The 17,883-nt window shown below is 69.8% G+C and carries 16 protein-coding genes, 2 pseudogenes and 1 riboswitch; of the genes and pseudogenes, 9 read left to right on the top strand and 9 right to left on the bottom strand.

Going from position 1 to position 17,883, the window contains the following annotated elements; translation table 11 throughout:
• The first annotated feature begins 48 nt into the window (after positions 1 to 48).
• Positions 49 to 1,308: a phosphatidylserine/phosphatidylglycerophosphate/cardiolipin synthase family protein gene (locus RF637_RS04300; protein WP_368844231.1), complete on the top strand. Its 1,260-nt coding sequence runs from the start codon at positions 49 to 51 to the stop codon at positions 1,306 to 1,308.
• 108 nt (positions 1,309 to 1,416) lie between these two features.
• Here the strand turns inward: RF637_RS04300 and RF637_RS04295 are convergent.
• The 3 genes and pseudogenes from RF637_RS04295 to nadE form a co-directional block, all read right to left on the bottom strand.
• Positions 1,417 to 2,726: pseudogene (locus RF637_RS04295) on the bottom strand (LLM class flavin-dependent oxidoreductase).
• 70 nt (positions 2,727 to 2,796) lie between these two features.
• On the bottom strand, positions 2,797 to 3,561 hold the full coding sequence (locus tag RF637_RS04290) for a 3-oxoacyl-ACP reductase (protein ID WP_368844230.1): 765 nt from the start codon (positions 3,559 to 3,561) through the stop codon (positions 2,797 to 2,799).
• 45 nt (positions 3,562 to 3,606) lie between these two features.
• A riboswitch (TPP riboswitch) is annotated at positions 3,607 to 3,738 on the bottom strand.
• A gap of 129 nt (positions 3,739 to 3,867) precedes the next feature.
• Positions 3,868 to 4,695 (bottom strand): ammonia-dependent NAD(+) synthetase, encoded by an 828-nt coding sequence (nadE, locus tag RF637_RS04285; RefSeq protein WP_368844229.1) that lies wholly within the window; start codon positions 4,693 to 4,695, stop codon positions 3,868 to 3,870.
• Positions 4,696 to 4,859: 164 nt separating this feature from the next.
• Here nadE and RF637_RS04280 point away from each other — a divergent pair, with 164 nt between their 5' ends.
• The 4 genes from RF637_RS04280 (at position 4,860) to RF637_RS04265 (ending at position 8,692) form a co-directional block, all read left to right on the top strand.
• On the top strand, positions 4,860 to 5,642 hold the full coding sequence (locus RF637_RS04280; RefSeq protein ID WP_098053563.1) for an enoyl-CoA hydratase: 783 nt from the start codon (positions 4,860 to 4,862) through the stop codon (positions 5,640 to 5,642).
• Between the two features lie 124 nt (positions 5,643 to 5,766).
• The gene (locus RF637_RS04275; protein WP_064846464.1) at positions 5,767 to 6,168 is read left to right on the top strand and encodes a molybdopterin-binding protein; all 402 of its coding nucleotides are present in this window, start codon (positions 5,767 to 5,769) and stop codon (positions 6,166 to 6,168) included.
• 20 nt (positions 6,169 to 6,188) lie between these two features.
• On the top strand, positions 6,189 to 6,959 hold the full coding sequence (modA, locus tag RF637_RS04270) for a molybdate ABC transporter substrate-binding protein (protein ID WP_368835984.1): 771 nt from the start codon (positions 6,189 to 6,191) through the stop codon (positions 6,957 to 6,959).
• Entirely contained in the window at positions 6,956 to 8,692 is a 1,737-nt protein-coding gene (locus RF637_RS04265) for an ABC transporter permease (protein ID WP_368844228.1), read from the top strand. The genes modA and RF637_RS04265 overlap by 4 nt, the downstream gene beginning before the upstream one ends.
• 11 nt (positions 8,693 to 8,703) lie before the next feature.
• Here RF637_RS04265 and RF637_RS04260 read toward each other — a convergent pair whose 3' ends face one another.
• Both RF637_RS04260 and RF637_RS04255 read right to left on the bottom strand, forming a co-directional pair.
• Entirely contained in the window at positions 8,704 to 8,967 is a 264-nt protein-coding gene (locus RF637_RS04260; protein WP_239317140.1) for a hypothetical protein, read from the bottom strand.
• 286 nt (positions 8,968 to 9,253) lie between these two features.
• Positions 9,254 to 9,466 (bottom strand): annotated as a pseudogene (locus RF637_RS04255) (ABC transporter ATP-binding protein); the annotation flags it as partial.
• A 488-nt stretch (positions 9,467 to 9,954) separates the two neighbouring features.
• Here RF637_RS04255 and RF637_RS04250 point away from each other — a divergent pair.
• Positions 9,955 to 10,248, top strand: a complete 294-nt coding sequence (locus RF637_RS04250) for a putative quinol monooxygenase (protein ID WP_035960885.1) — start codon at positions 9,955 to 9,957, stop codon at positions 10,246 to 10,248.
• Between the two features lie 9 nt (positions 10,249 to 10,257).
• Positions 10,258 to 10,890, top strand: a complete 633-nt coding sequence (locus tag RF637_RS04245) for a hypothetical protein (protein ID WP_035960884.1) — start codon at positions 10,258 to 10,260, stop codon at positions 10,888 to 10,890.
• A 147-nt stretch (positions 10,891 to 11,037) separates the two neighbouring features.
• Here RF637_RS04245 and RF637_RS04240 read toward each other — a convergent pair whose 3' ends face one another.
• The gene (locus RF637_RS04240; protein ID WP_368844227.1) at positions 11,038 to 12,117 is read right to left on the bottom strand and encodes a permease; all 1,080 of its coding nucleotides are present in this window, start codon (positions 12,115 to 12,117) and stop codon (positions 11,038 to 11,040) included.
• A gap of 226 nt (positions 12,118 to 12,343) precedes the next feature.
• Between RF637_RS04240 and RF637_RS04235 the strand changes: the two genes are divergently transcribed.
• Positions 12,344 to 12,490 carry a hypothetical protein gene (locus RF637_RS04235; RefSeq protein ID WP_183085809.1) on the top strand — a complete coding sequence of 49 codons (147 nt, stop codon included), beginning with the start codon at positions 12,344 to 12,346 and terminating at the stop codon, positions 12,488 to 12,490.
• 79 nt (positions 12,491 to 12,569) lie between these two features.
• Here the strand turns inward: RF637_RS04235 and RF637_RS04230 are convergent, their stop codons facing one another.
• Positions 12,570 to 14,483 carry an AMP-binding protein gene (locus RF637_RS04230; protein ID WP_368844226.1) on the bottom strand — a complete coding sequence of 638 codons (1,914 nt, stop codon included), beginning with the start codon at positions 14,481 to 14,483 and terminating at the stop codon, positions 12,570 to 12,572.
• A 278-nt stretch (positions 14,484 to 14,761) separates the two neighbouring features.
• On the opposite strand from RF637_RS04230, the gene RF637_RS04225 reads away from it, so the two are divergent.
• On the top strand, positions 14,762 to 15,520 hold the full coding sequence (locus tag RF637_RS04225) for an SDR family NAD(P)-dependent oxidoreductase (RefSeq protein WP_085106800.1): 759 nt from the start codon (positions 14,762 to 14,764) through the stop codon (positions 15,518 to 15,520).
• A gap of 207 nt (positions 15,521 to 15,727) precedes the next feature.
• Here RF637_RS04225 and RF637_RS04220 read toward each other — a convergent pair whose 3' ends face one another.
• Together RF637_RS04220 and RF637_RS04215 are read right to left on the bottom strand one after the other, a co-directional pair.
• Positions 15,728 to 16,648 (bottom strand): NADP-dependent oxidoreductase, encoded by a 921-nt coding sequence (locus tag RF637_RS04220; RefSeq protein WP_368844310.1) that lies wholly within the window; start codon positions 16,646 to 16,648, stop codon positions 15,728 to 15,730.
• A gap of 146 nt (positions 16,649 to 16,794) precedes the next feature.
• Positions 16,795 to 17,817 (bottom strand): DMT family transporter, encoded by a 1,023-nt coding sequence (locus RF637_RS04215; RefSeq protein WP_085106802.1) that lies wholly within the window; start codon positions 17,815 to 17,817, stop codon positions 16,795 to 16,797.
• Between the last annotated feature and the right edge of the window lie 66 nt (positions 17,818 to 17,883).

Below are 17,883 nucleotides of genomic sequence, written 5' to 3'. Positions count from 1 at the left end.
CGGTCATGATCCGGGACGCGCCATGTGACGCCGCAGTAGTGTGAGGTCATGGACGCAAGGCGGGCGCTAGCCGAGATCAGAGAACGCCGTATCCTCCTGAAAGCGGCCGGTGCGGGTGCTGGTGCCCTGCTGGGGGCGCAGGCCGTGGTGATCGCCTCGCTCGCCGGGCTCGACTGGTGGAAGCATCACGGGCGTCAGCAGCGTGACGCCCCGCACCCCGGGACGTTCAACGCGCACGTGCAGGACTCGGACATCACCATCTACACGTCGGGTGAGTCGGTGTACGAGGACATGCTCGAGGCCATCGACAACGCCCAGCACTCCATCCACATGGAGACGTTCATCTGGAAGAACGACGAGACGGGTCAGCGCTTCCTGGACGCGTTCAACCGGGCAGCGGATCGGGGCGTGGAGGTGTTCATCATCTACGACGGGTTCGCGAACCTCGTGATCCCGTCCTCCTTCTACGACTTCTCGGACCGGGTTCATGTGTACCGGATGCCGGTGGTGCGCCGCCCGTTCTGGAAGGGGCCCCTGCGGTTCTCGGGCTTCAACCATTCCAAGATCCTGGTGGTGGACGACAACATCGGTTTCGTGGGGGGCTACAACTTCGGTTCTCTCTATTCCCGGCAGTGGCGGGACACGCATATCCGGGAGATCGGGCCTGCGGTATGGGGGTTACGCAGCTCCATCGCGAGCGTGTGGAACGAGGACCGGGACCCGGAACACGCCATCGACTGGGTGGCGCCCAAGAATTGGGACCCGGAGGTGCGGGTCTCCGCGAACCTGCCCATCCAGCTCGTGTACCCCATCCGCGAGATGTACATGAACGCGATCAACAGGGCGCAGCACCACATCTGGGTGAACACGCCCTACTTCATCCCCGACCAGCAGATCCTGGACTGTCTCCTGGACGCGGCCGCTCGCGGGGTGGATGTGCGGATCATGGTCCCCAAGGACTCCAACCACATCCTGGCGGACTGGGTGTCCCGCGGGTTCTACGGCCAGTTGTTGGAGGGTGGGGTCACCATCTTGCTGTATGCCGCCTGCATGATCCACGCCAAGACCGCCACGATCGACGGCGAGTGGTCCACCGTGGGCACCGCCAACATCGACCGGCTCTCCCTCTCGTTCAACTACGAGACCAACGTGGAGATCGTGGACCCGGATTTCGCGGCCGAGATGGAGAAGGTCTTCCTCGCCGACAGCGAGCACTGTGAGGAGCTGTCCTCGCCCCAATGGCGCGATCGTCACCCCATGGCCCGGGTCGCCGAGACGATCCTGGTACCGCTGCGCCCGTTCCTCTGACCGGACCTTTCCGATCGGCGACGACGCCGCTGACGCCACCGACGATGCCGCCCCGCCCACCGTGCGGGGCGGCGTCGTCGTCCTGTGGCGGGGTTGCGCCGCGGGGTCTCAACCCCGCGTGAGGTGACCCCTCAGCGTGGTGGCGGTGTACGCGGTGCGGAACAGGCCGCGGCGCTGGAGTTCGGGGACCACGAGGTCCACGAAGTCGTCCAGGGAGTCCGGCTGGACGGGCGGCATGAGGTTGAAGCCGTCCGCGCCGGCGTTGTCGAACCATTCCTGCATTCGATCCGCGATGGACTCCGGGGTGCCCACCATCGTGCAGTGACCCCCGCCGGCGGCGAGGCGGCCGAGCAACTGGCGGACCGTGGGGCGCTCGGCCTCGATGATCCGCAGGATGGTGCCGTAGCGGCCCTGCGGACCGGTGAACTCCTCCAGGGGCGGCAGCGTGGGCACGGGCGCATCTAGGTCCCACTGCGCGCAGTCCTGCTCCACGAACGTGGAGAGCTGTGCGAGCGACTGCTCCACAGGGAGTAAACGGTCCACGCTGGCCTGCTTCTCGAGGGCCTCTTCGTGCGTGCGGCCCACGTACGTGACCAGACCGGGCATCACGATCACGGAACCGGGATCACGCCCGGCGCGGGCCACTTCGGCCTTCACCGCCGCGTAGTACTCCTGCGCGGCGGGCAGGTCGTAGGCCACGGCGTAGATCCCCTCTGCAAAGTCGGCCGCGAGTGCCTTGCCGGGCCCGGAGGCACCCGCTTGGAAGAGGACCGGTTCCCCCTGGGGGGGGAGGGCGGAAGCGTGAGGGGTCCATCCACCAGGAAGTGGCGGCCCTCGTGGTCCAGGCGGTGCAGCTTGGAGGGGTCCGCCCACTGGCCCTCGGGGTCCGCGGTGACGGCGTCCTCGTCCCAGCTGGCCCACAGGGCGCGGGCCACCTCCACGAACTCGCGGGCGCGCTCGTAGCGCTCATCCTTGGTCGGCATGGCCCGGTAGCCGTGGTTGCGGGCCTCGGAGTCCCACATGGAGGTCACCACGTTCCACCCCGCTCGCCCGCCCGAGATGTGGTCCAAGGACGCGAGCATCCTGGCCGCGTGGAACGGGGTGAAGAACGTGGTGGACACCGTGCACACCAGGCCGACGCGCTCGGTGGCCCGCGCCATCGCGGACAGCGCTGTCAGGGGTTCCAGGCTCCAGCGGGGCCCGCCGGAGACATCACCCACGCTGTGCCCGTCCGCGAAGAACACCGCGTCGAACAGACCGCGTTCGGCAGTCCGCGCGAGCTCCTCGTAGTAGGCGATGTCCGTGAGGCGGTGCACCGGGGAGCCCGGCGCGCGCCACGCGGCCTGGTGGTGGCCGGCCCCGTAGAGGAAGGCGTTGAGGCGCAGCGTCCGGGCGGGTGTCCCGGGCGGCTGGTTCACCTGGGTGGGACGAGTGGACGCCGCAGGGGCGGCGGACGGGGTCCGCGCGGTGTCGTGCGGGGCGGCCATGTCAGTCCATCACCAGTCCACCGTCGACCACGAGGTTCTGCCCGGTGACGCCGCGGGACCAGTCGGAGGCGAAGAAGAGGGCGGTGTCCGCGAACTCCTCCGGGGTGGTGACCCGACCCAAGGGCGTACCGGCGGCAATGGCGTCGAAGACTTCGGCCGGGGTAGCGGCACTCGCGTCCGTGGTGCGTAGCAGGCCACCGGAGATCATGTTCACGGTGATGCCCAGGGCCCCCAGGTCCTTGGCCGCCGTGCGGGTGAGGGAGAGCAGGGCGGCCTTGGCTGCGGTGTAGTCGTGGTAGGGGACCACGGGGTTCTGGAAGAGATTGGTGCCGATGTTGATGATGCGCCCGTGTCCAAACCGGCGCATCCCCGGGACGACCGCCTGGATCACGTTGAGTCCGCCCACGACCGCGCCGGTGAACTGCTGGGAAAGATCCTCGGCGGCGAGGTTTTCGAGCGAGGGGCGGGCGTCCCCGTTGAAGCTGAAGTCCACCAGCGCGTTGTTCACGGCCACCGTGATGGGCGCACCGAAATGGTCCTGGGCGAGTGCCACCATCTCCTGCACCTGCCCGGCATCGGTCACGTCCGCCCGAACGGCAATGACCTTGTCCTCACCGAGTTCGCGCACCAGTGAGCGGGCGCGGTCCTCGCTCGCGTGGTAGTTCACGACCACCCGGGCGCCTTCGCGGGCGAAGGCTCGGCTGAGGTGTTCACCCAGACCCCGGGCTCCCCCGGTGATCAGGACGATGGTGGTGTCGATCCGCATGCTCACTCCTGTGGCTCACGGCGAAGAACGCGGTGCGCCACCCGTGCGGTGCCACCGTGACATCCCTTCGCCAGTACTAACTGGACAGGTTCGACGGGTGTCATCTCAGCCATTGCCTCCAGGGCTCCCCGGCCCGGTGGGTCGTGGGAACGTGCAGCGGCACCCCGTGTCACTGGGCCCAGTCTAAGCACAGGGGTCCGGACCGGGGTCGCGCACGGCGCAGGCCGTCGGCGGGCATGGCCAATGCGGTTGTCCAGCGCAGTCAGGCCAGGGTCGTCCCCTTGGGTATCGCGCGGGCGGGGAGGATCAGCCCTCCCGCCACCACTCGTCCGCCGGGGTCACCGGGACCGTGCGCTTGTGGCGGGTGCGCAGGAACGTGCTTTCGATCTTGCGGGCCACCTCCTCGGGGACGTCCTTGCCCTCGAGGAAGTCATCGATGTCGTCGTAGCGCAGGCCCAGCTCGTCCTCGTCCGTGCGCCCGGGGTTCTCGTCCAGGAGGTCCGCGGTGGGGACCTTGCCCACGAGTTGCTCGGGGGCCCCCAGGTACGCGAGCACCTGGCGGTTCTGCCGTTTGTTCAGCCCGCTCAGGGGCAGGACGTCCGCGCCGCCGTCGCCGAACTTGGTGAAGAACCCGGTGACCGATTCCGCCGCGTGATCCGTGCCGATCACCAGCAGGTTGTGGTCCCCGCCCACCGCGTACTGCGCCGTCATACGCACGCGGGCCTTGGTGTTACCGCGGGTGAAATCGGTGAGCTGCTCACCGGTCGCGGCACCGTAGGCGGACTCGAAACCGCGGACGGCCGGCGCGACGTCGTACGTGATGACCCGGTCCGGTTGAATGAATTCGAGCGCCGCCTGGGCGTCGGCCTCGTCGTGCTGGATCCCGTGAGGCAGTCGCATGGCCACGAACTCGGCCTTAATCTCGTCCTCGCGCAGTTTCTCGACCGCGAGCTGGGCCAGGCGCCCGGCCAGGGTGGAGTCCAAGCCGCCGCTGATCCCCAGGACGAACCCCGCGGTGTGCGTGGCCTTGAGGTAGTCGCTCAGGAAGTCGACGCGGCGTTGGGCCTCCCGCTCCGGATCGATCTGCGGAGAGACGCCGAGCTCGGCAATGATCTGTGCTTGCAATTCACGCATGCGTCCATGCTAGTGGCCGGTTCCCGCGGGGACAGGGGCCTACCGCCGGCCCGTCCCGTGGCCCGGAGGACGGAGGCCGGCGCTGGGCCCCGGTGCTGGGCCCCGGTGCTGGACCCCCACGCTCGGACCCGCCCCCCCTGGGGGACCTATGAGATGCTGATCACATGAACGAGAACTCCTACGAGACCATTGAAGTCCGCCGCGAGGGACGCGTGGGTGTCATCACCCTGAATCGTCCCAAGGCGCTGAACGCGCTGAACGAACAGACCATGCGGGACGTGGTGGCCGCCGCGACCGAGCTGGACCGTGACTCGGGGATCGGCGCGCTGATCCTCGCAGGTTCGGAGAAGGCCTTCGCGGCCGGTGCTGACATCAAGGAGATGTCCGGCAAGTCCGCGTCCGATATGTACCACGAGGACTTCTTCGCGGGGTGGGATGCTTTCGCCCGGCTGCGCACCCCCAAGATCGCCGCGGTGGCCGGTTACGCGCTCGGCGGTGGGTGCGAGCTCGCGATGATGTGCGATCTGATCCTCGCCGCGGACACTGCAGTGTTCGGTCAGCCCGAGATCGCCCTGGGTGTGATCCCCGGGATGGGCGGCACCCAGCGCCTCACCCGCGCCGTGGGCAAGGCCAAGGCCATGGACATGATCCTCACCGGACGGCAGATGCGCGCCGAGGAAGCCGAGCGTTCCGGTTTGGTCTCCCGCGTGGTCGCAGCGGACGAGCTCATGGACACCGCCCTGGAGGTCGCCGGAAAGATTGCGGAGATGTCCAAGCCCGCGGCCCAGCACGCGGTCGAGACCGTCAATGCCGCGTACGAGTCCGGGTTGTGGGCCGGCGTCCAGCACGAGCGGCGGGTCTTCCACGGGCTGTTCTCCACCGCGGACCAGAAGGAGGGCATGTCGGCGTTCGCGGAGAAGCGTAAGGCGCGGTTCTCCCACGAATGAGCCCTGTAGGGGACGACGACGCCGCGCGGCCCGGTCCGCGCGGCGTCGTCGCGTGTCAGGTCAACACCACGCAAGTGCGGTTCAAACAGGGCCGTGGTTCCGCAGATGCGGATAAACTGCTCCCATGACCCACCTCCGTATCTCCCAGGCCGCGACCTTCGTGGGCGTCAGCGACGACACCGTCCGGCGGTGGATCGAGCAGGGCACGCTCACCGGGCACAAGGATTCCGCAGGGTACGCCGTGGTGGACGGCGCCGAACTCGCGGCATACGCGCGCGATAACGCCGTGAGCCCTCAGGATCCCGCCGGGGTGAACAGTTCGGCGCGCAACCGCCTCGTGGGACTCGTAACCGCCGTGACCTCCGATCCCGTGATGTCCCAGGTGGAGCTGCAGTGCGGCCCGCACCGGATCGTCTCGCTCATGAGCACGGAAGCGGTGCGTGACCTGGGGCTGGAACCGGGGTCCGTGGCCACGGCCGTGGTGAAGTCCACCGCGGTCATCGTCGAGACCGAGGGGCGCAAGTGATGGGGCGCGCGGCGACACGCATGCGCGCCCTGGCTTGCGCGGTGAGCGCGGTGGCGCTCTCCGGATGCGCGGGAGCGTCGGACGGGGGAGGGGACGCGGCGTCGTCGTCCGATCAGGAGACGACCCTGCGGGTGTCCGCGGCGGCCTCGCTGACCCATTCCTTCGACGAGCTCGCGCGCACGTTCGAGGCGGCGCACCCGGGGGTGAAGGTCAGCATGAACTACGGAGGCTCGTCCGGGCTCGTGCAACAGCTGACCGAGGGCGCCCCCGCGGACGTCTTCGCCTCCGCCGATCAGAAGAACATGAAGAAGCTCACGGACGCGGGCCTGGCCGCGGGGGAGCCGAGCGTGTTCGCGACCAATGTGCTCACCCTCGCGGTACCCAAGGACAACCCCGCGGACATCACCTCCTTCCGGGACGTGGTGGACCGGGACGTCAAGCTGGTCACGTGCGCCCCGGAGGTACCGTGCGGTGCAGCCACGCAGGAGATCGAGAAGGCCAACGGTGTCGCGCTCCACCCCGTGAGCCAGGAGAACGCGGTCACGGACGTGCTCGGCAAGGTGACCTCCGGGCAGGCGGACGCGGGGATCGTGTACGTCACGGATGCCAAGTCCGCGAAGGACAGGGTCACGACCGTCGAGATCCCGCGCACGGATCAGGCGGTCAACAACTACCCCGTGGTCGCCCTCAAGGATTCCGCGGAGCCGGAGCTCGCCCGGCAGTTCGTGGACCTCGTCCAGGGTGACGAGGGCCGGAAGGTCCTGGAGGACGCGGGCTTCGGCGCACCGTGACGCGCGGGTTCGTCACGACCCCCCGGTGGGTCCTGGTCCCGGCGGTGGTGGGGGCGTTGGTCATCCTGTTGCCCTTGCTCGGCATGGTGCTGCGCATCGATTGGGCGCACCTGGGGGAGTTGCTCACGAGCGAGTCCTCGCTCGCCGCGCTGTGGTTGAGCCTTCGCACCGCGGTCGCGTCCACGGCGCTGTGCCTGGTGCTGGGGTGCCCGCTCGCCCTGGTCCTGGCCCGTTCCACCGTGCGCGGCCTCACGCTCCTGCGCTCGCTGGTGCTGCTGCCGCTCGTGCTGCCACCCGTGGTGGGCGGTATCGCGCTGCTGTACACCTTCGGACGCATGGGTTTCCTGGGCAGCACCCTGTCCTCGGCGGGCGTGGACATCGCGTTCACCACCGCGGCCGTCGTGCTCGCCCAGACGTTCGTGGCCCTGCCGTTCCTGGTGGTCTCCCTGGAGGGCACGCTGCGCACCGCGGGCGTTCGCTACGAACGGGTCGCGGCGGGCCTTGGTGCATCCCCCACGCGCACCCTGTTCCGGGTCACGCTGCCCCTGGTGCTGCCTGCAATGCTCTCCGGGGCCGCGCTATCCTTCGCGCGCTGCCTCGGCGAGTTCGGCGCCACCCTCACGTTCGCGGGCAGCCTGCAGGGCGTGACCCGCACGCTCCCGCTCGAGATCTACCTGCAGCGCGAGACCGATCCCGACGCCGCCGTGGCCCTCTCCCTGCTGCTCGTGCTCGTTGCTCTGCTCGTCGTGGGGGTCAGTGCTCCCTCCCGACGACGCCGCGGCGCCGGCTTCCGCACCAACCTCACCCGGTGGTTCGCGCCGGGTCCGCAGTGGGGTCCCGATCCGGAGGGATCACGGCCCCGGTCCGGCGGCTCGACGCAGTCCTCGAAGGACAGCCGCGCTGCCCATGCGGTCGGTGACCGACCCGCGGCCGGGTCTGGGGCGGTGGACGCCGGGGCCGGGCGGAATGGCGCCGTGGTCAGGACCGCAGCCGCATCCGCGGTTGCACCCGGGGGCGCGTCGGGCCTAGGGGTGAGCACGCCCCGCGCAGCGGGGGAGGCGCCCGGACTGATGGTCCGTGTTGAACACGACCGCCGCCGTGTCGCCGCCGAGTTCACAGTGGAGCCGGGAACCACCGCGGCCCTGATCGGGCCCAATGGCGCGGGGAAGTCCACCGTGTTCGACGTGATCGCGGGCCTGCTGGCCCCCGACCGCGGTGAGATCCGGGTGGGGGACGAATCCGTGCTGCGCGCCGGTGGGACGGCCCAGGACATGTGGGTCCCGGCGCATCGCAGGGGTGTGGCCCTGATGGCCCAGGAACCGTTGCTGTTCCCCCATCTCAACGTGCTCGACAACGTGGCCTTCGGCCCCCGGGCGAGTGGCGCGGGGAAGGCGATGGCGCGGCGTCGTGCCCTGGCGTGGCTGCGCGAGGTGGACGCGCGGGCGTTCGCCCAGCGCATGCCGGACGAGCTGTCCGGCGGGCAGGCCCAGCGCGTGGCGATCGCGCGGGTGCTGGCCGCAGAGCCGCGCGTGATCCTGCTGGACGAGCCCCTGAGCGCCCTGGACGTGACCGCGCGGCCTCGGATGAGGAAGGTGCTCCAGCGGGTGCTCGCCGGGCGCACCGCAATGATCGTGACGCACGACCCGCAGGACGTGGCCGAGCTCGCGGACCATGTGGTGCGGCTGGAGCGGGCCGGCAACCGGGATCCGGCACCGCGCACGACCGCCGACTGAGCGCGGCGCGCCTACTTCACCTCGCGCGTGAGCACACGCCAGATCCCGATCACCAACGGGACGGACAGCAGGGCGAGACCGAACGCCACGCCCTGGAGCACGGCGATCAGCTGGGTGAGCCACCCGCCCGCGAGCTGTCCCCAGTCCGGATCGGGATTCAGGGACTGGCCGGTCAGTGCGGCGAGGATCAGGAAGGCCCCGAGGGCCATAACCCAGGCGAGAGCCACCGCGATGGTGCCCAGCGCCGCCGCCGAGAGCAGTTTGGCGAGGACCACGCGCAGCCTGCGGGGTTCCTGCGTGAAGGGGATGAGCGCGGTGCGCTGGCTCTACTCATTGCATGCCGTGATGATCCCGAGCACGGGCAGCAGCAGACCCTGGGGGGGGTCGTGGTCACGGCCAGGGCCGCCGACAAGGGTGCGCCGTCGTTGCGTGCGACCCACATGAACAAGCCCAGGGCCAGAGCGGTCAGCACGCCGATGGCGATCAGCAGACCGCGCCCGGCGCGGGTGTCCACCTGCTTGCGCAGCTCGACGCGCGGCAGGGTCAGGGGCACACGGCGTCGAGGTCCAGCATCTCGTCCACCCGCGCCCTGCCCGCATCCGTGATGGTGGCGGAGAGCTGCAGCACCTCGCGGCCGGTGCGTCCGGGGTGCTGCGCAGCGGCGTCGAGCATCACGCCCACGTGTCGGCTGGGGTTCGGCAGCTCCGCGTAGCGGCGGCCCAGCACGAGCGCCTCACCCGAGCTCGCCGGCGTGAGACCGGTGAGCATCCGCAGCCACCGAGGCAGGCGGGGTTTGTGGACATGTGCCTCCCACATGTCCAGGTCGATGGTGACCCCTGGGCCCACCGAATCCTGCACCCTCCCTGCGAGTCGTTCGCCCTCATGGCGGCCGGCCTCCCGCTGCTCTGCCGTTGGCCAGCCCCTCTCGTGGTCGAAGTTCCGAGTCCAGACCAGGACGTCCCTGGTGAGTTCCGGCGGGAGGGGGGAAGTCCTCCTGGTCCGGGAGACCGTTCTCTCCCCAGAACGGCCAGCTGCAGGTGTACTCGTTGAACATGCGAACGACGGGTGGTTCTGCCATGGCCGGTGCTCTCGGGTGGGCGGACAACGCGTGGTGGGGACATCTTGCCGGGGCCACGGTGCACGGCAGCGCATGCCTCCCCGCAGGGCACATCCGCCCTGCCCTGCAGAACCGCGCCAGCTCGGGTCGGTAGCATGAGTCGGGCCGGTGACCGTCCGGCGTCAACATCGAGAGAGGACAACCCATGGCCTTCGTCTGCAGCGCCACCTGGACTGCGAAGCCCGGAGAGGAGGACACTGTGCGTGACGCGCTCTCTCACCTCTCCCCGGCCGCTCGCCAGGAGCCCGGGAACCTCTACTACCAGGCGTACCAGAGCCCGGAGGAGCCTGCCGTGTTCCGCATCTTCGAGGTGTACACGGACGAGGATGCGTTCACGGCCCATGTGAGCTCCGAGCACTTCGACCAGTGGGGAACAAGCCAGGCGATCCCCGCCCTGGCGGAGCGTGCGCACAAGACCTACGAGACGCTCGACTTCTGACCGCCACACGTGACCAACTACGAGGGGACAACGCCGCCGCGCCCGGATCCTGCCCCGGCTGAACGAGGGCCCGCGTGGGCCCTTGTCCTCAGCGAGGTCTTCCAGGCGCCGCTCGTGCTGGCCGCGCTGCTGGTGGTCCTGCCGTGGACCGTGCACAGGAGCCTCGGGGCACTGCTGTGGGGCGTGGCGGCGGCGCTGGCGGTCTGCGGGGTCTCACTCGCCACGGTCACGGTGCTGGCGCGCCGGGGTGTGCTCACCGACCACCACGTGAGCGTCAAGGAGCACCGCCGACCCGTGATGCTGGGGACCTTCGCGCTGGTGGCCGTGTTCCTGGCGGTCAACCTCGCGTTCCACGGACCCGTGGAGATCACCGGACTGCTCATGGCCACGCTCGCGGCGAGCGCGGTGGTCGCGCTCGTGAGCCCGTTCTGGAAAATCTCCGTGCACGGGATGATGATGGGCGGCACTGCGGTGATCCTGCCCGTCGCGGTGGGGCCGTGGGGTCTGCTGTTCCTGCCCGTCGCGGTGGCGGTGTGCGTGAGCCGCCGCGTCCTGCGCGCCCATACGTGGGCCCAGTTGTTCGCGGGCTTCGGTTTCGGGATCGTCGTCCTGGGCGGGATCTACGCACTGATCGCCGGTTGACGACGACGCCGCGCGGCCCGGTGCCGTCGCCGTGCCAGGGGTCATCGTGCCGTCGGCCCATGTACGGGCGGCCGCGGCGTCGACCGCTATGCGGGCGACTCGAGTACCTGGTTTGTTGCCCGGACCAACCGGCCCTGACCCGCCGGCTCAGACCAGCGCGGTGAGCAGCGCTGCGGCCACCAACCCGCCGATCACGACCCACCCGGTGACCAGCAGCGTCTGTTTGGTCCCGAAATGCCGGGCGACCATGATGATCGAGGGGATGCTCAGGGCCGGCAGGGTGATGAGCAGGACCCCGGCCACCCCGTAGCTTGCGCCCGCCGCGGTGAGCCCCACGATCACCGGGAACTCGCCGCCGGTGGGGATCACCAGGGCCGCCCCGATCAGGCCCACGATGAGCAGCGAGAAGAGCCCGGCGTGGTCCGCGAGACCCGCGAAGTCCGAGAGCCATCCGGCGAACAACCCCACCAGCAGCACCAGGATCACGTACTCCGGGACGATCACCACCAGGTACCGGCCCAGTGCTCGCCCGAACCGGGTGACCAGCTCACCCCAGTGCTGCGGATCGGCGGGGAGGGCCTCGGGGGTCTGCACCGTGACGGTCGAGAACGTGCGGCTCACGAGCACTGCGGCGATCAACACCACCAGGATGCCCACGGCCACGCGCGTGGTCACGAAGGGCCAGGACATGGTCAGCGCCAGGAACACCAGCACCGCCGGGTTGAGCAGGGGGTTTGCGAGCCAGTACGCCATGGTGGCCCCCGCGGGCGCACCGCTGCGGCGCAGTCCGATGGCCACCGGCGCGGTGCAGCACGTGCACATCATGCTGGGCAGTGCCAGCAGCGCCCCGGAGATCCCCTGACCCCACGAGGTCTTGCGGCTGAGGACCCGCAGCAACCAGCGCCGGGGGACCAGGGATTCGAGGGCCGCGGCCACGAGCAGGGCAACGAGAGCGGCCTTCCATACGGCCTTCAGGTAGACCACGGTGAAGTCGATCGCACCCCGCAACGACGACGCGGACCCCGGTTCGCCCGCGGAGCCGAAGATCGCCGCACCGTTCCACACCCCGGTTTCGGCGAGCGTCTGGGTCTTGGCCTCGTAGGGGAGCCACTTGGCCCACAACAGCCCGCCCACGAGGATCGCCAGGGTGATGCCCAGTCCCACCCACCCCAGGACGCGGGCGCGTGAGCGGTCGGTGGTCTCCACGGGAGTGACGGTGATGCTCACGGCGGGCCTTTCGCAGCAAGGAGGTTCCAGGGCGCCGTCATCCGGGGACGACGACGCCCGGCAAGCTTACGTCCGCGCCGGAGCTTCGGAGCACAGGCCCGGGAACGCGCGACCCCGACATCACGCCGTGACGTGGGAGTGACGCACTGGACCCCTCTGTTGCACCCGTCACAGCGCTTTGGAAGGCTGGCTGGTGGATCAACAGTCGCCACCTCCAGGAGTTCCCGTGACCCGTGGTCAGGGGATCGTGCCCGCCGCACTGCCCGCCCACGTCGCGGACAACAACGCCTATTCCTGCGGTGTGCTGGACGAAGATACCCTGCACGTGTCCGGGATGGTGGAGGTCGCTGCGATGGCGCGGATCGTCACGTAAGGACGACGACGCCGCTGCGGCGCTATCCTGCCGCGCGGTCTGTCGGGTGCCGCGCGAGGTGGGTGAACTGCCCGGACCCCTACTTCCCGCGTAGCGAGGGGAAGTCAGAGTCCGAGAACTCGGTGTGCTCCCCGGTGGTCCCGCCCTCCGGGCCGCCCGGGTGCAGCTGGGCTTCCCGGGTGCGCAGTTCCACCCGGCGGATCTTGCCGGAGATGGTCTTGGGCAGGTCGAAGAACTCGAGGCGCCGGATTCGCTTGTACGGCGCGAGGTTCACGCGGCAGTGATGCAGGATGCTCTCCGCGGTCTCGGCGGTGGGCTCGTGACCCGCGGCGAGCACCACGTACGCCTTGGGAACGGCCAGGCGGATGGGATCCGGCGAAGGCACCACTGCCACCTCCACGACCGCGGGGTGCTCGATCACCACGGATTCCAGCTCGAAGGGAGAGAGCCGGTAGTCGGAGGCTTTGAAGACGTCGTCCGCGCGGCCCACGTAGGTGAAGACCCCGTTCTCGTCCCGCGAGACCACGTCCCCGGTGTGGTAGACGCCGCCCCGGAACGCCTCATCGGTCTTCGCGGCGTCCCCGTGGTAGCCGGGTGTCAGGCTCACGGGACGCGGGTCCAGACGCAAGCACAGTTCGCCCTCGGTCTCGCTCACCTCACCGGTCGTGGTGTCGATCAGCACGGTCTCGTACCCGGGTAGCGCACGGCCCATGGCCCCGGGTTTCACGGGCATCCCGGGGGTGTTGGCGATCTGCAGTGAGGACTCGGTCTGACCGTACCCGTCACGGATCTCGGTGCCCCACGCGGCCTTGACCCGCGCGATGATCTCCGGATTCAGTGGTTCACCCGCGGACACCGTCTTGCGCGGCGGGTTCTTCAGATGGGTCAGGTCCGACTGGATGAGCATGCGCCACACGGTGGGCGGTGCGCAGAAGGACGTCACGCCCTCGCGGTCCATCTGGTCCATGAGTGCCACGGCGTCGAAGCGCGAGTAGTTGTAGAGGAACACGGTGGCACCCGCGATGAACGGTGCGTAGAAGTTGGACCACGCGTGCTTGCCCCACCCCGGCGACGCCACGTTCAGGTGCACGTCCCCGGGTTCCAGCCCAATCCAGTACATCGTGGACAAATGCCCCACGGGGTACGTGACGTTGGTGTGCTCCACGAGTTTCGGCAGGGACGTGGTCCCGGAGGTGAAGTACAACAGCAGCGGGTCATCCGCGGGCGAGGGCTCGGTCACCTCGAACTCCTCGGGACCCGCGAAGGAGTCCCGGTAGTCGATCACGGGGTGCTCCCCGATCTTCCGCGGGCTCGGTTCTTCACCCTCGCCCGACGACGCCGCAGTCCCGGCCTCCGGCGCTCCCGCCGCGTCGTCGCCGGCAGCAGCGGGCGACGACGCGGCGTCGTCGTGCCCAGCGGAGGACGCGAAGACCGACGGCGCGGAACGGGGACGGTGATCGGGCTGATCGGGAACCTCGATGATCGTGAAGTCCCCGGGGACGTCCTCGAACTTCAGGGCGTTCGTGTGGGACGTGACCACCCAGGCCGCCCGGCCGCGCTCCACGCGGTCCTGCAGATCGGCGGGCCCGAGCATCACGGTCGTGGGGATCATGGGTGCGCCCAGTTTGGTGCACGCAAGCATGGTTTCCCACAGCTCCACCTGGTTGCCGAGCATGAGGATGACCCGGTCACCGCGGCGCACGCCCCGGGAGCGCAACCACGTGGCCAGCTGCGACGAGCGCCGGGACAGCTGCGCGTACGTGCGGCGGGTCTCGGTGCCGTCCTCCTCCACGATCACGAGGGCCTCGCGGTCCGCTTCCTCGCCGTTGCCCAGGACATCGAACCAGTCCAGGGCGAAGTTGAAATACTCGAACCGGGGCCACTCGAACTCGCGGTGTGCGGCGTCCAGGTCGGTGCGTAGGCGCAGCAGCTGGTCCCGTGCGGCGCGCAACCGCTGCGTGACGGAGTGTTCTGAGGCGGTGGTCTCGCTCATGGGATCCTCGCTGCGACGTGTGCGGATCCCCGGCCCGTTCACGGGAGGGCGGCCCGGCGCGCCGGTGGTGCTCGCGCCTCGAACCGGGGGTGGCTGGTTCCTCAAATTTACTGCACCACACCGGGGCGTCGTCGCTGGTCGCGCGCTGACCGGGGCTTGCCGGCTCATGGGGCCCGTCGACCTGCGCGCACCGGAGCCGTACGATCGGGCGGAGAAAGCGACGAACGGCGTCATCAACAGCGTGCTGGACCGCCCACGAGGCGGGGAACGGAGCGGACATGGACATCAGGGACTCGACGGCGGTCGTCACGGGTGCGGCCTCCGGGCTGGGGGCGGCCACGGCCGCGGAACTCGTGGCGCGTGGGGCGCGCGTGATCGGCCTGGATCTGCCGCAGGTCGTGCACGCCGCCGCGCCGGTCGATGGCGTGCAGTACGTGTCCGCGGACGTCACCGACGAGGAGCAGGTGCGGGCCGCCGTGGTCACCGCCGCGGACGTGGCGCCGTTGCGCACCGTGGTCAACTGCGCGGGCATCGGGACCTCCGCGCGCGTGGTGGGCAAGAACGGCGTACACGACATCGCGTTGTTCGAGCGCGTGGTGCGGATCAACCTGGTGGGCACGTTCACGGTCCTCGCGCTCGCCGCGGAGGTCATGACCGCGCAGGACCCCGTGGACGAGGCCGGTCAACGCGGCGTCATCATCAACACCGCCTCCGTGGCTGCCTTCGAGGGACAGATCGGCCAGGCCGCGTACGCCGCGTCCAAGGGCGGTGTGCATTCGATGACGATCGCCGCGGCGCGTGACCTCTCCTCCCGCGGGGTGCGCGTGATGACGATCGCCCCCGGGATCGTGGACACCCCCATGCTCGGTCGGGTGAGCGAGGATTTCCGCAGCGCCCTGGCGGAGTCCGTCCCCTTCCCGCGCCGCCTTGCCCGCCCGGACGAGTACGCCCAGCTCGCGGGGATGATCGTGGAGCACGACTACCTCAACGGGGAGACCATCCGCATGGACGGCGCCCTTCGCATGGCGCCGCGCTGATCCTCGCTGGCGCGCGCCTGTCCCGTCCCGGCCACGCAGCCACGGGCGACGACACCGCACGGCCCCGCACATGACGATGCCTCGTCACGGTCCACCCGTGACGAGGCATCGTCGTGATGTGGTCAGAGCTCCGTGGCCCCGGCCTGCGCGAAAGGCCCCCGGGAGTCGCCCCGCTGAGGTCGAGACGCCCCCGGGGCGTTCCGCGGATCAGTCGACCGTGAGCACGATCTTGCCCACGGCGTGGCCCTCCTGGCTGGCGGTGAATGCGTCCGGCAGCTGCGCGAGCGGGAAGGTGCAGTCCACGCGGACGGTGAGCTTGCCGTCGTCGGCCAGGCGACCGAGCTCGGTGAGTTGCTCTGCGTCCGGAGAGACCCACATGTAGCTCCCGCCGTGCTCCTCCACCTCGGGGTCCGCGATGGAGGCGTGCTGGCCGCCGTCCGCGAGCACGGCGACGGAGTCCTCCACCACGCCGCCCACGAAGTCCACGACGATGTCCACACCGTTCGGGGCAAGCTCCTTGACGCGTTCCACGAGACCGTCCCCGTACTCCACGGGCTCCGCGCCGAGCTCACGCACGTAGTCGTGGTTCTTGGTCGATGCGGTGCCGATCACCCGCGCGCCGAACGCCTTGGCGATCTGCACGCCCATGCTCCCCACACCACCGGAGGCCGCGTGGATCAGCACGGTCTTGCCCTCCGCGAGACCCAGTCGGGTGAGCACCTGGTACGCGGTGAGTCCCGCGAGCGGCAGTCCTCCGGCCTGTTCCCAGGAAAGACTCTTCGGCTTGGGGGCGAGTGCGCGCACGGGGACGGAGACGTACTGGGCAAACGTACCGCCGTGGATCCAGTCCTTGCGGGCGTAGGCGATCACTTCATCGCCCTCGGAGACGCTGGGGGTGTCGAAGCCCTTGCCCACGACGACGCCCGCGACGTCCCAGCCGGGGGCCGCCGGGAACTGGACGGTCATCATGGGATCCAGCCCGCCGGACATGACCTTCCAGTCCACCGGGTTGATGCCCGCGGCCTTCACCTTCACCAGGACCTCGCCGGGGCCCACCTTGGGCATGGGCTGGTCGGTGAGCTCCAGTACGGAGGTGTCGCCGTACTGCTGATATGTCTGCGCCTTCATTGTGGTCATGTCTGTCTCAACAGCCCCGGGCGGGGACCTTATTCCATGCCGCAGCAAGTTTTTCGTGCGCGCTGCCGGACGACGCCGCCCGGTGGCCTTGGTCTTCCAGTCTCCCCGGGGGTACCCGGGCGAGTGGGGGAGCAGCCTCAGGCGGAGATCAGCGCAATGCCCGTGAGCACGGCGGCGCAGCCGATGAGCCGCGGCACCAGGCGGTTCTCCTTGTAGATCCACCACGCGAGCAGCGAGCCCACCACGATGCTCGACTCCCGCAGGGGAGCCACGAGCGCCACCGGGGTGGACTGCATGGCGAAGAGCACCAGGATGTACGCGAGCGGGGACAGCAGGCCCACCGCGACGATCCGGTTCCGGTCCACGGCCCACGAGCGCACCATGTCCTGGCGCTGCCGCCACGCCTTGGGCGTCAGGGTGAGCACCAGGACCACCGAGGTCAGCGCGAAGTACAGCACGGGCGGCAGGTCCAGGGTGGCCATGGAGTGGTTGTCCCACAGGGTGTACCCGGCGATGCACGCGCCCACCGCGGCACCCCACAGCACGCCGGTCAGGGCGGACTCGCGGGTGGGTGTGGCAGCGGCGTCGCCCCCCGGTGAGTGCCCGTCCGCCCCTTCCGGGGTCGACGTTCCGTACGCGGAGGAGTCCAGCGGGGCGGCGTCGCGCGCGATGACCGCGCCGGGATCCGACGCGTCGGACGAACTCGGCGGGGCGGCGTCGTCGTCCCGGGTGGAAGTGGGCGTACCGAACGTGGCGACCACGGCCACGCCCACGAGCACGGCGATCGCCCCGGCGGCGGCCGTGAGGGAGAGCTGCTCACCCAGGAACAGGACCGCCACGATCATGGTGATCATGGGCCCGGTGCCGCGGGCCACCGCGTAGACCACGCCCAGAGGTGCGCGGTCGTAGCCGGTCTGCAGGGCGGTGCCGTAGACGGTGTGCAGCAGCCCGGAGACCACGGCGGCGCCCACGAGGGGCCACCCCCAGGACTGCCACGCCCCGGGTTCCAGCAGGCTCACGGGGATCAGCACCACCGAGGAGACGAGCCCGTACCACCACACGAACAGGGTCCCGTTGCCGCGGATGCCCTTGGCGAGGATGTTCCAGACCGCGTGCACCACGGCGGCCAGGAGGATCAGGGACACGCTGAGGGTGGACATCACCGTCCATTGGAGCGCACGCGGGGACGCGCGGCCGAATCGGAGCGCGGATTGTGTCGCCGCGCC

It is taken from the genome of Kocuria sp. CPCC 204721 (assembly GCF_040980945.1).
Lineage (GTDB): Bacteria > Actinomycetota > Actinomycetes > Actinomycetales > Micrococcaceae > Kocuria > Kocuria marina.
This window is presented reverse-complemented; position numbering and strand designations above follow the sequence as displayed.

Bases quoted from the DNA above. Each gene is read 5' to 3' on its own strand.
- RF637_RS04300 (WP_368844231.1), top strand. From the start codon at position 49: ATGGACGCAAGGCGGGCGCTAGCCGAGATCAGAGAACGCCGTATCCTC.
- RF637_RS04290 (WP_368844230.1), bottom strand. From the start codon at position 3,561: ATGCGGATCGACACCACCATCGTCCTGATCACCGGGGGAGCCCGGGGT.
- nadE (WP_368844229.1), bottom strand. From the start codon at position 4,695: ATGCGTGAATTGCAAGCACAGATCATTGCCGAGCTCGGCGTCTCTCCG.
- RF637_RS04280 (WP_098053563.1), top strand. From the start codon at position 4,860: ATGAACGAGAACTCCTACGAGACCATTGAAGTCCGCCGCGAGGGACGC.
- RF637_RS04275 (WP_064846464.1), top strand. From the start codon at position 5,767: ATGACCCACCTCCGTATCTCCCAGGCCGCGACCTTCGTGGGCGTCAGC.
- modA (WP_368835984.1), top strand. From the start codon at position 6,189: ATGCGCGCCCTGGCTTGCGCGGTGAGCGCGGTGGCGCTCTCCGGATGC.
- RF637_RS04250 (WP_035960885.1), top strand. From the start codon at position 9,955: ATGGCCTTCGTCTGCAGCGCCACCTGGACTGCGAAGCCCGGAGAGGAG.
- RF637_RS04230 (WP_368844226.1), bottom strand. From the start codon at position 14,483: ATGAGCGAGACCACCGCCTCAGAACACTCCGTCACGCAGCGGTTGCGC.
- RF637_RS04225 (WP_085106800.1), top strand. From the start codon at position 14,762: ATGGACATCAGGGACTCGACGGCGGTCGTCACGGGTGCGGCCTCCGGG.
- RF637_RS04220 (WP_368844310.1), bottom strand. From the start codon at position 16,648: ATGAAGGCGCAGACATATCAGCAGTACGGCGACACCTCCGTACTGGAG.
- RF637_RS04215 (WP_085106802.1), bottom strand. From the start codon at position 17,817: ATGTCCACCCTCAGCGTGTCCCTGATCCTCCTGGCCGCCGTGGTGCAC.